Annotated in this window: 11 protein-coding genes; 2 read left to right on the top strand and 9 right to left on the bottom strand. The window is 39.6% G+C overall.

What is annotated here, in order from left to right:
- Position 1: 1 nt before the first annotated feature.
- The 6 genes from ACWQ4X_RS15175 to ACWQ4X_RS15200 form a co-directional block, all read right to left on the bottom strand.
- On the bottom strand, positions 2-616 hold the full coding sequence (locus tag ACWQ4X_RS15175) for a hypothetical protein (RefSeq protein WP_457904194.1): 615 nt from the start codon (positions 614-616) through the stop codon (positions 2-4).
- The gene (locus ACWQ4X_RS15180; protein WP_457904195.1) at positions 613-2,967 is read right to left on the bottom strand and encodes a hypothetical protein; all 2,355 of its coding nucleotides are present in this window, start codon (positions 2,965-2,967) and stop codon (positions 613-615) included. The genes ACWQ4X_RS15175 and ACWQ4X_RS15180 overlap by 4 nt, the downstream gene beginning before the upstream one ends.
- Before the next feature lie 3 nt (positions 2,968-2,970).
- Positions 2,971-3,597 (bottom strand): hypothetical protein, encoded by a 627-nt coding sequence (locus ACWQ4X_RS15185; RefSeq protein ID WP_457904196.1) that lies wholly within the window; start codon positions 3,595-3,597, stop codon positions 2,971-2,973.
- Positions 3,584-6,898 carry a type VI secretion system Vgr family protein gene (locus ACWQ4X_RS15190; protein WP_457904197.1) on the bottom strand — a complete coding sequence of 1,105 codons (3,315 nt, stop codon included), beginning with the start codon at positions 6,896-6,898 and terminating at the stop codon, positions 3,584-3,586. Before ACWQ4X_RS15190 ends, ACWQ4X_RS15185 begins: the two co-directional genes overlap by 14 nt.
- Positions 6,899-7,095: 197 nt before the next feature.
- On the bottom strand, positions 7,096-8,796 hold the full coding sequence (locus ACWQ4X_RS15195; RefSeq protein WP_457904198.1) for an NAD-dependent malic enzyme: 1,701 nt from the start codon (positions 8,794-8,796) through the stop codon (positions 7,096-7,098).
- A 432-nt stretch (positions 8,797-9,228) separates the two neighbouring features.
- On the bottom strand, positions 9,229-9,513 hold the full coding sequence (locus ACWQ4X_RS15200; protein ID WP_457904199.1) for a DUF2798 domain-containing protein: 285 nt from the start codon (positions 9,511-9,513) through the stop codon (positions 9,229-9,231).
- A gap of 187 nt (positions 9,514-9,700) precedes the next feature.
- On the opposite strand from ACWQ4X_RS15200, the gene argS reads away from it, so the two are divergent.
- Both argS and ACWQ4X_RS15210 read left to right on the top strand, forming a co-directional pair.
- Complete coding sequence (argS, locus tag ACWQ4X_RS15205; RefSeq protein ID WP_457904200.1) at positions 9,701-11,491, top strand: arginine--tRNA ligase; 1,791 nt, start codon at positions 9,701-9,703, stop codon at positions 11,489-11,491.
- 143 nt (positions 11,492-11,634) lie between these two features.
- Positions 11,635-12,249, top strand: coding sequence for an SPOR domain-containing protein (locus ACWQ4X_RS15210; RefSeq protein WP_100242275.1), 615 nt, complete (start codon positions 11,635-11,637; stop codon positions 12,247-12,249).
- 49 nt (positions 12,250-12,298) lie between these two features.
- On the opposite strand, the gene ACWQ4X_RS15215 is transcribed toward ACWQ4X_RS15210, so the two are convergent.
- The 3 genes from ACWQ4X_RS15215 to ACWQ4X_RS15225 form a co-directional block, all read right to left on the bottom strand.
- Positions 12,299-12,943 carry a glutathione S-transferase family protein gene (locus ACWQ4X_RS15215; protein ID WP_457904201.1) on the bottom strand — a complete coding sequence of 215 codons (645 nt, stop codon included), beginning with the start codon at positions 12,941-12,943 and terminating at the stop codon, positions 12,299-12,301.
- 70 nt (positions 12,944-13,013) lie between these two features.
- Positions 13,014-13,412: an OsmC family protein gene (locus tag ACWQ4X_RS15220; RefSeq protein WP_457904202.1), complete on the bottom strand. Its 399-nt coding sequence runs from the start codon at positions 13,410-13,412 to the stop codon at positions 13,014-13,016.
- 15 nt (positions 13,413-13,427) lie between these two features.
- The gene (locus tag ACWQ4X_RS15225) at positions 13,428-14,375 is read right to left on the bottom strand and encodes a pirin family protein (protein ID WP_457904203.1); all 948 of its coding nucleotides are present in this window, start codon (positions 14,373-14,375) and stop codon (positions 13,428-13,430) included.
- Between the last annotated feature and the right edge of the window lie 199 nt (positions 14,376-14,574).

A 14,574-nucleotide genomic window follows, 5' to 3' on the forward strand; every position in this document is an offset into this window, starting at 1 on the left:
GTTAATTAATTTCTTTAAAATAAACTTTTTTACCATCCGAACACACTCCATAAAAAATTCCATAAAAGTTATCTTTTACAGATAAGTTATTTAAATAACTATTGCACTCCAAAACTAAATCTCCAGCAATTTTCTTAAAAACTATTTTTTGCTTTTGATAATATGGAGCACCTTTATAATTATCATCTAAATAATAAAATCCTGATTTAAAGTTCTTTGATTCAGCTTGTTTAGTTGCATATCCATTCCTTATAAAATCAATCCCGCCTAAGGCCAAGTTAATTTTATCAATATTTAAATTCAACTCATTATTATTTTTATCCACTTTAGCTTCTGCCCATCCAACTTGAACATCTTCACTATAAACATTTTTATAATATAAAGTAAAATTACCATTATTATCTTTTATGTAAAATTCATCATATGCAGGATCAAGTCTTTTAAATAAATAATCATCTACTTTTTTTGTAGGTGTAAAATTCTTACATTTTCCTGACTTTTCACAGATTCGATATGAAAAATAAAGTTTTGTACTACTTGACTTATATTGAACCGCCTCTGTTGTACATGCATACATCAAACTAATTACAAATAAAAGAAATAATCTATTCATCATTGCATAATCTCTATGTGCATGGCACCTTCACCTGGTACATCTGCTGAAATAAAACCTGAAATAATTCCATCTTTTAAAGCTTTCTGACAAACTGCTTTAAATTTTTTTCCTACACTATTCAAGGTATTTCCTGTCCCAAAACCATTACTGTTCGTACCTAAATCAATGATATTATTTTTTCTATATTGCTCTTCTGAAACACAATGTTTCGAAACTCTCTGCCCCTTTTTTTGGAACTCAATAATTTTATCAACCATTTTCTGAATAGTTTCTTCTTTTCCAAGCCCCTTAGCAATACAATCTGCTTTAACTTTTTTCACAGCTTCCCCTGGTCCTGCATATTGCGTTGCCTTCAAATACATTGCTTCTGCTTGAGCTCTTGGGCTCCTTATTGTACTTGTAATAAAAAGCCTATTCATATTTGCTTCTTTAGCTAAGTAAGCTAGTACATTTTTCGTTTTCTGGCTGACGATTACTTGTCTTTCTTGCTCATTAACACCTGTAAACCCAATGGTTACATCTGATACATTTGGGATAGCAGGTCTATCTAATTTTAACTCAAAGGCTTTCATTCCTTTGCTAATTTCGCCATCAAAAAAAATATATTCCCTACCCGCACTAATCGCTGTAATTTTTATCTTTTGACCAATTTCACCTTTATGTATTTTCTTACCTAGACCATGCATGCCACTTGAGTGGCCCTTTTTCCTATCTTTATATTCAATAGAATAATTACCTCCACTAAATAATTGATTAGTTTTTTGATCGTATGTATATACTGTAAATTCAGTTTCACCATTGTCATTAACTAAAGTTTTTGGATGACCATCATCACTCGTTGATTGCTTTTGATCTCTTCTAAGGGTCTGATCAGCTTCTGACTTTGGTCTAGAGACTAATGTAGATTGAGTTGTATTACTTTTTTGTGGAGTATTTTTACTAACATCTGTCTTTAACTTTTTAGATGCTGATTCAATAATACCCTTTTCAATATAAATCTCTCTTTGTGCTTTATTCTTATCTACTTTTATAGTACTAATATGAGTACCATCTCTTAATTTATAATTTAATTCAAATCCAGGCATTGCCTTGACTGTAATTTTACCATTACTATTAGTAACTTTAGATTTAGTTTTTCCTCTATAAGTCTGTACCAAATTTAAATTACTTATAGGCTTATTTAAAGTGTCATCATGATAAAATATTATATCAAATGAATGTAAATCTATTTTGATTAATTCCTCTTTCACTCCTTGCGAAACAGTAAAAGCTTTCAGAATTTGACGAGAATCTTTCCCACTAATTTCAACAGAAATTTTCTCTCCTGATGTAGCAACTATATTTTTTTCAATCCCATCAATTCCAACTGAATGCTTTTTATCATTTCCTTTATATTTTATAAAGTATGAAAAATTTGGTATTATTTTATTTTCACTATCTATTAATTTAAGATCAAAAATAACATCTGATATATTATTAAGTATTTTATCTTGATCTATTTTTTTCTCATTGCTCTGAGAGTTATCCGTACTTATAGGTTGTTTGGATAATGGAGGTGGTGTTTGATTATGTACATCTGTTTTCGACTTAATACCGCCCTTTCCATTATTTACCACAATAACTGATGCATAGTTTTTTCCATCACCCAATAAAGAGATTTCCTTATTATTCTTATCTTTTACTAAAACACCATTAACTTTAAACCTAGCACCCATATAGCTACAAACCTTAACCCTCTTTATCTTTCCTTTTTTATCTGTAATTAAATCCTTGAATAAAGGGACTGGTTCTTTATCTTTATATACCACATCAACTTTTACACCAACTAATGGATTACCAGCATTATCAACAAATAAAACATCGAATATTGAAGTTATAACTTTATACCAACGCATATCATCTTTTTCAGTCCCTAATATTAGAACTTGTTGAGTAGGATTCGATTTACTTACTACAAAATCAGGAACTAAAGAAGGGTAATTAGAAGGATCAGATTTATGTAATTGTGCCTGTGCCTTAGGACTATAATAATATACAACACCACCTGTAAAATCAGGCTCTGTTCCATTAAATATAGGTTCTACTGCTTTAATCAAACTCATCAACTTGGATGAAATATCACCCGAATCTAAAGCTTTTTTTGCTCTTTTATAAGGTGAATTTTTCTGAGTATATGCATCGTATCCTGTTTTTGTAATGATTTGGATAATATTGCTCCAGGATTTCCAGTTTGCAAACCCCATTCTGTTTCTCATTGTATGGGCAATAACTTTCCATGAAGTTTCACTACAATTTTCAGCTTCACCATTAATAGTTGCAACAAATATTTTAAAATCTTCGCTATAGCTCATTTATTACTCACAAGTTTTCTTAATTATTTTATTAAAATATAAACTATTACCATTTTTATCCACATCCGCCAACATTGCTACTAGATGTAATTGTCCTTTATCATCAAAATATGATTTTTCTTGAAATGAATTATATATAGCGCTATCTATTGGAACATTATTAAATTCTTTACTTTTCAAATTAGCTATTATTTTTTTGTTTTTATTAAATAACTTTCTAGCATAGATAATATTTTTCTTAGAATCACTTTCAATTAAACAATTATTTTTTTTATCTATGACAATATACTCTTTAGTTTGATCTTCCTGTATTTTACTTATAAAAAAATGATATTGACATGGTGAACCACAACTACCATAAGCATGAAAAATATTTTCATTTACTTTATCAACTTCAGGATATCTCATATTTCTTAAAATGAAAGTAGTTTTATTATCAGAATTTTTTACAATATCACAATATTCTTGATCATGCCCTTTACACTTCAATTCAATATTAAATATATCTTTTGCATAGACAGCCGAGCTAATAATAACCCCACAAAAAGCAAGAGCTAAAATGATTAAGCTATTAATATTAAATAAATAAAATTGTGATCTCTTACTTTTTAAAATTTCAATCATGTTCATGCTCTTCTCCACAACCACAGCCATCAATATCTTCATCATCTAATAATTCCGCTTCCTGTTCAGAAATTAACTCTTTAATTTCTGTTAAATAAACTCCTGGTACTAAAGCGAGTTCTACATTATCAACAGAATCACTATAAACTCTTGCGCTACTTTCTTGCTCAAACTCATATACAGCCTCAATTTTCTTTGAATGATTAATTAATTTATATTCCATATTTTTTAATATTTTAGTATCAAATATTTGACTTAAATCAAATCTCATACTGTACATTCCTGTTTCCGGCATTTTCGGCAACTCAGCATTTACTGTTGCCCCACCCACAAAACTATGCTGCCCAGCTTTACTCTCAAACTTACCACCCGTCGTTGAAAATACGCCATCTGCATTAATTTTTAGCTGAGATCCACCCGCTGTTAGTACAATTTCTTTTGGACTTGTAAGTTCGATTCTATCTTCGGTAGAGATCAGCTTAATGACCTTCTTGGCGATTGCTTCAATCGCATCATCCTGTGCTTGTAACTCCAATTTTCCTTTTGCTGCATAAGCACGAAAGCCCTTTTGTGCGGCAAACAAGCTGATTTTGTCTTGCGCATGTCCAATTATATTTTTCTGAGCACTCAGGTTAATTGAACCACTGGCACTTTCAGCAATATCCTGCGAAGCTTGCAAAATAATGTTTTCAGGTGTTGTTAAAGCAATCCCGTTAGGTGAAGCCAACAGCATCAAGGCCTGTCTAAAAATCTTGCCTTGCTCTTGTTGCTTTGCATCAGAACTACTTTCTAGACCTTGGGTATATCCCTCCATAAAGCCTTGCAATGAATCCAAAGCTTTGGATGGTGTAACTTCCAATTTATTGCCTTTATGAAAAGTTCCACAGGCACTCATCAAGTCAAAATCTTGAATATCAACATTGGCTAAAACTTTTCCAACTTCTTTAATACTCTCAAATGGATTCTGCTGAATCCGATCTTTGATACTGGCAAGCTTGCCTTTGACAATATCAGCACCGTGCTCTTCTACGTTTTCGATAAATTCTTTTAGATTTTCTACCGCATCTTTGGCATCACTAAAGAATGCATTAAACTCATCCACTGCACCTTTAGCATCACCATCCAATGCACCAATATCCTCAATAAAGCCACCACAATCCTTTAAGGCATGAATCGGATCATTGCTCACCTCTTCTTTAAATAGATTCAAGGTGCTCTCAAACGCTTGCCCTGTAGTTTTGAGTTCCAGTGACTGAATGAACTTGGGTAGGCGGTTAATCACATTGAGCGCATCTGTCTGTTGCTTTGTAGCAACTTCGCTCAGCATTTTCATGCTGTCATAACCCTGTGACAGTAACGACTGTGCTTGAGCAGCTTCCAAATGGTCTGCAATAGCCTGTTCTTGGGCATACGTACTAATCAGCATCCCTTTACCCGCTCGCACGGCACCCCAAGCATCGGTTCTAAGTTCAAAACCCTCCCCTCGACCATTACTTTGCTCAGCTTCTTTAGGATGACTGAGATTACCCAAATTCAGTTGGCTTACTCCATGGCTGCTTTGCAACTGGGCACTGATCTGACCCGTCGTATCATCAAAACGTAACTGATTAAAACCGCTTCCATCTACTTCTTGAGAGCGGATGCCACTCAACTTTTTGGTGGCTGGTAATTGTCCTTTTACATCAAATTTGGTTGGAGAACGCTGAGCTTCATGAATTCGCCCCAGCACAAAAGGTCGATCAATACATCCATCAAAGAAATCAATGACCACCAACTCCCCAATACGAGGCAAGAAGCGGGCACCATAACCTTCACCCGCCCATGAGGTCAGTACATCCACCCATGCCGAATCAGCATCATTCTCATTGCTACCCGCACCATCATGATGTTGATGGTCCTGTTCCCGCGTGAACAGAAAGCGAACTTTAATCCGCCCCCATTCATCGACATGAATTTCCTCACCTTCAGGTCCAACTACACGCGCATGTTGAGGATGAGCAGCAGGACGATGCTTCAACAAATCAAACTCTGGCACAAATTTAATCTGTCGACGAATCAACACAAGTTCACTGAATTGTCGTTCATCCTGCTTTAAGTCATCCAGATTTGCCTGATCGAATAAATGAGCCAAACGCTGATTGAGTTCAACAGGTAAATTATTCTGGTTATAAAAATGCTTTTCACAAATCAGAAACTGCCGATCCCCTTCTGCATGTAAATCAAGCTCGGGATGATTTTCTAAGCTGAACCAATATCCGACATGTGCATCACGCACTGTCGTTTGTGCCTTAAAATACTTTGCCTGTAACGCCTGATAGGCAGCTAAGTTCGAATTGAGTTTATCTAATTGCTGAGAACTTGAAGCGGTCGCCTGATCATCTCCGTTTAAGTCCGCTACCCATGCAGGACTGACAGACCATGCCTGCTCTAGACTCAAGCTTTCATTTTCAAAAAGCTGGCTATGCTGATGCGAACTGAGTACCGACCCTGCACCATCATCCTGGGTCAAACTGTCTGCTTGCCAACGTTGTACATAGCTTGCGGTCGACTGTAACTGCCGATGTGCAGTAAAGCTCATCATGCTATCAAAGCGTTCGGTTGCATGACTGCGATGAAATCGAATTGACCCGCGCTGTAGGGCAGAAAAGTGCTGATTATTGTCTACCAACCGCAAAATTTGCGGCTCAATCATTTGCAACACTTGCGGCACAATCAAATGCTGTTCATCCACCCACCAGTTAATGCCTTCACTTCGCCATAGTCGTGTAAGAAACTCATAATCCGACTCATTCGACTGCATGACAAAAGGTCGAATATCATAACTTTCTGATAATTTAGACAAATCCAAGGTCAATGATTGACTGAATAAGGGACTTTTTTGCTGCCATTCTTTAAACAAAATTTCACTAATTTCTGGCACAGTCTTATTCATAAACACCCGACTATTCCGTCGTTTATGCCACAGTGAAGTTGGGTCTTGTAAGGTCAGCTGATAGAGGGTAAATGCGCCATCACTATATATTTGACTAGCTTGGGTAATAATGCCGGTGAGACGGGTGTATTGCCCCATATCCGTCACTTGATCGACAGCCACCTGACAACCTATAAACTGCTTCAATGGCAGCTGTACCGTTGTAGATAAGCAGGTTAAACGGACATTCAACTGACCATTTAATACATGTTTTCCTTCAATCCGCTGTAAAAACACCTGCGCATTGAGTTCCACATTCGAAAAATGAACATGAATAGCCCTTTTCAGTGTAGTTAAACCGAGCTGGTCTAAAACACTCTGGATATGATTCAACATAGTTGTAATTCGTTATTAAAGTTATACGTCGATTAAGCGCGACATTCTAATGAATCGTTCAAATAAAGGTCTAGTGTTTTTTGTCGTATTTTTATTCGCAACACCGATCATGACACTATCATCGCGTGCTTATTTTATAAATATCACCAATAAAAAAGGGGCTAAAGCCCCTTAATTATATCAATCAATATAATCACTTAGAACGTAATGCGACGGTACTGCCGATATTCAGGTTTCCAAAAATTGGCCTCAATCGCTTCATGCAATAATTCATCGCTGACCATTGGTGCAACGCCTGCCTCCATCGCGGCTTTCGCCACTTTGAAAGCAATGATTTTAGAAACTTGCTGAATGTCATTAATATCTGGCAGCAAGTCCGCATCAGGATTGCTCAGTTTTGGCGAGCAATCTGCCAAAGCATTACTCGATGCCATCAGCATACTATCCGTCACACGAGTTGCACCCGAAGCCACTACACCCAAACCAATACCTGGAAAGATATACGAGTTATTGCATTGTGAAATCTGGTAAATTTTGCCTTGATAATTTACAGGTGCAAATGGGCTACCCGTCGCAATCAATGCACGACCTTCGGTCCATTGCACGATATCAGCAGGCACAGCTTCTACACGAGAAGTTGGATTCGATAACGGTAATACAATTGGTGATTCGCAATTGCTGGCCAAAGTCTTAATCACTTCTTCAGTAAATAAGCCCGGTTGACCTGAAACACCAATCAACACCGTTGGCTTAGCATGTTTCACCACATCCAATAAAGAAATGTGTTCTTCCACATTCCCCCAAGCAGCAATGGCTTCAGGTTGCTGTGCCAATTTACGTTGGAAGTCCAGCAAGTTTGGCTGATTTTCAGTGATCAAACCAAAACGATCGACCATGAATACACGTCCACGCGCTTGCGCTTCAGTTAAACCTTCCGCCACCATTTGCGCAACGATTTGCTCTGCAATACCACAACCTGCCGAACCCGCACCCAAAAAGGTAATAATCTGGTCTTTGAGTTGCTTGCCTGCTGCATGCGATGCTGCAATTAAACTGCCCACCGAAACTGCGGCTGTCCCCTGAATATCATCATTAAAGCAGCACACCTGATCGCGGTATTTATTTAACAGCGGCATGGCATTATTTTGTGCGAAATCTTCGAACTGAATCAGGGCTTTTGGCCAGCGACGTTTAATTGCCGCCATCACTTCATCCACAAAGCTATAGTACTCTTCACCACTAATTCGCGGCTGACTCCAGCCCATATAAATCGGATCATTCAGCAATTGCTGATTATTGGTACCGACATCCAGCGTAATTGGCAAAGTATAGGCTGGGCTAATCCCACCACATGCGGTATACAGCGAGAGTTTGCCAATTGGAATGCCCATGCCGCCAATCCCTTGGTCACCCAAGCCTAAAATACGTTCACCATCAGTGATCACAATCACTTTGACATTCTTTTTATTCACGTTATGCAAAATATCATCGATGTGTGCACGATCAGGATAGGAAATAAAAATCCCGCGGTGACGGCGGTAAATGTCCGAGAAACGCTGACAGGCCTCACCCACAGTTGGCGTGTAAATAATCGGCATCATCTCGCTTAGATGATTTTCAATCAGGTGGTAAAACAGAGTTTCATTGGTGTCTTGAATATTGCGCAGGTAAATGTGCTTATTAATCTCATCATTGAAAGCACAGTATTGCTGATATGAGCGCTGGCTTTGCTCCTCAATCGACTCAATCACATGCGGCACCAAGCCATGTAAATTAAAGCGAGTGCGTTCTTCTTCTGTAAAAGCAGAGCCTTTGTTTAATAGTGGGAGTTCTAACAGGGTGTTTCCAGCGTACGGGATATATAAAGGGTGTTTCGTCTTCAATTGTGCAGTTGTCATAACCAGTCTCAGTGCGCGCAATCCTCTCAGCAGGATTGCATTACGTCATCAAATTCTCTTCGATTCGATGTATAGCTTAGACCTATTTTTTCAGTAACGTATATTTAGATACGTGATAATGGTATAGAGTTGATTTCGCAATTAAATGAAGATTTATTCATCGTTTTTATCTATATATTAAATCGAGATTATCAAAAAATATTGCAGATATATTCAATATTTCAAGCATATTTAGCAGATTAATATTTAGATCTCATAAATATAAAAATAGATATTTTCTATTATTTTAATTTCATCCACTTAATCCATGCTAATCAGTATGTATTTTATAGAATGATACACAGTCAAACTAAAATTTAGTAAAAATATTTTAAAAACATATGTTTATAAAGAATTAAGACTTTTGGCTAATTTATTCACACATTTTTACGCTTACTTCGGCGGTTGGTTCGGTGGCATCTCGACAATCAGTCCCGTCAACTTGCGTACCAGTGGTAGCATCACCAAAACCACAGGATAAGCAATTGCCCATGACATCATCCACGCCGAAAACCAAAGTGACAGGAATACATCACTCCAGCCCAAGTTCCGCAACATATTAATCAAGGAAATAATGCCGCTCATTAAACAAGAGAGAAAAAAGGGCATGACCCAGCCTACAAATTTAGTCGGGAGTTTGGGAATATTACCGATAATTTTCGGACGTTGATTGCTCATTCTTGGCATCCAAAATGTTGTAATAATTGACTATGCCACAATTTCGCTGCATGGATGTGATGATTCTCCACAAAACCAGTGCATCCAGCCTAAACTGAATAAAAAACATTCTCTAGAAAGGACTCACCTAAACAGTCTGAAATTTGCTATATTTGCTGTTTTTCTGCGACATTTATTTTCGACTCATATGAACACGGCAATCCAAGCAGCGCTCGATCATGCAGTGCAATCCCTTCAAGCGGAAGGCGTACTCCCATCTGACTGGAACAACAACAGCAATTTGACGCGTACCAAAGACCGAAGCCACGGGGATTTCGCATCGAATATCGCCATGATTGGTGCTAAAGCTGCAGGTATCAAGCCACGTGATTTGGCCGAAAAAATTCTCGCAGCCCTGCCTGAAGTCGCTGACATCAGCAAAGCAGAAATCGCAGGTCCAGGCTTTATCAACTTCTTTTTAAATGCAGACCAGCGTTTTGCTGTGCTGGATCAAATTCAAGCGCAAAGTGCTGAATTTGGTCGTACGCAAGTCAATGCAGAAAAACGCATCCAAGTAGAATTTGTGTCTGCTAACCCGACCTCTAGCCTGCATGTGGGACATGGTCGTGGCGCGGCTTATGGGATGACAGTAGCCAACCTGCTTGAAGCGACTGGTGCTAAAGTAGATCGTGAATATTATGTGAATGATGCTGGTCGTCAGATGGACATTTTAGCGACTTCCACCTATTTACGTTACCTCGAACTCACAGGTCAGGAACTGGTTTTCCCGAAAAATGCCTATCAAGGTGATTACGTCAAAGAAATCGCGCAAGGCATTATTGACCAAGATGGCAATGCTTATGTGCACCCAGTGGCTGACGTGTATAAAGATGTGCCTGAAGATGTGCAATATGCGGAAGAGTTAGATGCGGAAGGCAATAAAGTCGTGCTTTCGGGTGATAAAGAAAAGCATATCGATGGCTTGATTTTCAATTCACAACGGTTGACTGGCGAAGGTTATCGCGTTTTCCATCAAGCGGCACTGAAAGCCATTTTGGATGATATTAAAGATGACCTCGGTGAGTTTGGCGTAACCTTCAATCAATGGTTCAGCGAAGCCTCTTTGACTGAAAAAATTGATGAAGCACTACAAACGCTGGATCAACGTGGCTTCCTTTATGAGAAAGACGGCAACATCTGGTTCAAATCAACTGAATTTGGTGATGAAAAAGACCGCGTGGTCAAGCGTCGTAATGGACAAACCACCTATTTCGCGTCTGACATTGCTTACCACTTGAATAAGTTGCAACGTGGCTACACCGATTTAATCGACATCTGGGGTTCTGACCACCACGGTTATATCTCACGTGTGAAAGCAGCGATTGATGCAATGGGCTATGACTCGAAAAAACTTACCGTTTTATTGGTGCAGTTTGTGAGCTTATGGCGTAGCGGCGAGATGGTACAAATGTCTTCTCGTTCAGGTCAGTTCGTCACCTTACGCGACCTACGTAAAGAAGTGGGGAATGATGCCGCGCGTTTCTACTATGTCATGCGTAAATCTGAACAACACATTGACTTTGACTTGGACCTTGCAGTTTCACAAAGCAAAGACAATGCGGTGTACTACATTCAATATGCACATGCCCGTATCTGCCGTATGCTTGAAAAAGCGGCGACAACCAACGTGAGCTTCAGCGCTCAAACTGCACGTGAATTTGCCAACAAACTTGAGTTGGAAGCAGAAACTGAAATTCTTGCCAAACTGGCGGCTTACCCAGAAGTGGTTGCACGTGCTGCGAATGCTTATGAGCCACATCAGGTTGGTAACTACTTGAAAGAATTGGCTGCTTTATTCCATGGCTGGTATAATGAGCACAAAGTACTGAATGATGATGCGGAACTTACACAAGCACGCCTCTTACTTTCAGTAAACGTACAACAAGTATTACGTAATGGTTTAGAATTATTAGGTGTATCAGCACCTGAGACGATGTAATTTGCAAAGCAATGCTTTGTGCATCGTCGCATGACCGAAAGTTACGCTTGAGGTAGCCATGTAAATTCATTTTACATGGCGAATTTGCTCGGGGCTTTGCCCTGAGTCGCCTTGTAAAAAGATAAGAAGAGAGGAATTTCCACGTGTTTGGAAAAACGCAACGCGGTGTTTCAGAACGACCAAATAAACCGAAGAAACCCCTCATTCCAGCGTGGTTAGGTACGCTTGTGGTGATTCTGATCGTATTGAGTTTTGCCGTGGCTTTAATGCTGTGGAAACCGTGGGCGCCTGTTCAACCGAAAAACCAAGTGACTTCTGAGCATTATCAGGAAGAAACCAACAAGGATTATCGTTTTTACGATTTGCTACCGCAGCAGCAAGTGACCCCGATTCCTGAACAAGCCATTCCTGAAAGCAAAGATCAAAGTACCGTGGTAATTGTGGAAGCACCACGAACCGAAACCGCAGCAAGTAGCGCTGCGCCTGATGCAATTGAGGCACAAATCAATGCCCTGCCTGCAGAACGTACGCCAAGCTATATTCTTCAAGTGCGTAGCTATCCAGACCCTGACAGTGCCGATGCCCGTCGTGCCGAAATCATCTTGAATGGTTTATCTGCCGATGTAGTCAAAACTGTTGAAGGGGGTAAAACTTGGTATCGCGTGGTATCTGGACCCTACGACACGCAAGAGGCAGCTGTGATTGCGCAACAAACCTTGCAGCATAGCGGGATTGATTCGATTGTGGTCAAACGCTAAAACAACATAAAAAAAGATGCCGAGGCATCTTTTTTTATGTCTGAAATGTCTATAACGCCTGCTCTCTGCTGAGCGCTCGCGCATAGGCAGGACGCTGTGCAATACGTTGCAGAAAAGCTTGAATATTGGGGTAATTGCCATGTGCTCGAGTCATAAGCGCCTGCAAAGGAAAACTCATTTGGATATCTGCAAAGGAAAAAGTCCCTGCAAAATAATCATGGCTGGCCAAATACGTTTCTAAAAACTGAATATGATCTTTTAAGCGTGGCTGAATAAATCCGGCTTTGACGCCTGCAGTAATTTTCTTTGCCACAGGTTTAACCAGAAAGGGAACATGCTGCGGCACATTGTTCATCACCAATTGCATCACCAACAACGGCATCAATGAACCTTCAGCATAATGCATCCAGTAGCGATATTGCTGCAAATCTGCTCGTTCCTGCGGCTTGAACTGTTGTTGTGGATCATACTGTTCTTGCAGATATTCCAAAATGACCGCAGATTCGGCAATATTCTGATCCTGATCGGTTAATACGGGCGCCTTACCCAAAGGGTGAATCTGTTTCAGTTCTGGTGGTGCAGCCAGTGTTGCCAAGCGACGATAAAACTTGATCTGATATTCGAGATTTAACTCTTCTAAAGCCCATAAAATACGAAAAGAGCGTGATTGCTCCAAATGATGTAAGGTAATCATGCCCTTGCCTCAATTAAAATTAATTCCATAATCAGCCAAGTGGCAATTATCTGTCTCGTCAAATGCCTGATTAAATCAGGCGGGTGCGTATTTCTACACTGCGTAATAAGGTCTTGGTGACGGGCGTTTTCTCGCTAATCTCCAGCACTTTCTGTTGTAACTCTGCCGACAAAGGCTGCTGAAAGGACAAGCGTCGTTCAATCCACTCCTGCCCTTCTTTATTGCTATGAAAATCGACTTCCACACTAAAAGCACCCAACTCAATTTGCTTATGCTGCGCATACATGCGCAAAGTAATCATGGTGCAGGAAACCAAAGCCGAACAAAGGAAATCGTAAGGCGCTGGGCCTTGATCTTCTCCACCAAATGCAGCAGGTTTATCCGTCAAAAAATGATGGGTGCCACTCGAGATCTCACCTAACCAGTGCTCTGCCCGAGTCCGCACCTGCGCTTGTGCAATAATACTCATCTTGCTGTTCCTTGCTTATTTTGATGCTTTCATTTTTTCTGGAAAAACAGGTGCTTCCAAACGTGGTCCATCATAATCTGGGATGCTGCCAAAGCGCTCATCTTGATTCATCCACTGCTCACGTGCCAGTTGTAATTCTTCTTGCGTGCGTCCGACAAAATTCCACCACAGCAAAATGGCCGATTCAAACGGTTCTCCACCCAGCAGCAGAATACGCGCGCCCTGATGCATTTCGATGCTGATTTCTTTGACTCCAGGCTCCAGTGCCAACATATTATCATCATTTAATTCATGACCATTGACCACAGCCGTGCCTTCTAAGGCTAAAAAGCCATATTCAAATTTAGGATTGAGTGGCAAACGTGTTGCGGTCGAGACTAGGGCCTTCATATCCACACCCAACAGCTCGGTATGTACTTTCACTGGGGAAGTGATCTGCAAGAATTCACCCACCAATACTGTAAATTCGATTTGATCTTGCTCGACACTCGGCAATACTGGGTAATGATTAAAACGCGGTGCCATATTTTGCTTATCATCTGGCAAGGCTATCCAGAGTTGCGCAGCATGCATATGCGTTTCGGTTGCAGGAGCAACTTCAGTATGCGAAATACCATAACCAGCGGTCATTAAATTAACCTGTTTCGGACGAATCAATTGTTTGGAGCCTAAGCTGTCGGTATGCATCATGGTGCCTTCAATCATCCACGTAAAGGTTTGCAAACCAATATGCGGATGTGGACCGACATCCAAACCATCTCCTTGCGGAAAACTCACAGGACCAGCATGATCCAAAAAGCACCAAGCACCGATCATGCGTTTATGCCGACTTGGCAATGCGCGCTTGATGATGGTGCCCTGCCCAATTTCGGCTGAACGTAACGGAAACTCTTGAATAAATTGGTTAATATATTTTTCGCAGTCATCAGAATCTGAAAGTTCAATATAATTACTATTGGTCATGTTGTTATCCTGAATTTTGTTTTACCAATTCCATCAGCATAACCACAACATCTGTAAAGGACTAGCTCAAATTCAAATTTGGATGCAAATCTTCAATTAAAGGTTAAAAATTCAATACTATAAAATACGACTGTCTATATGCTGAATGGCATTTATCCCATAGAATAGGCACAAACATCGACAAGAATAAAGAACGTAT

The organism is Acinetobacter sp. NigerLNRRAM0016 (assembly GCF_054112845.1).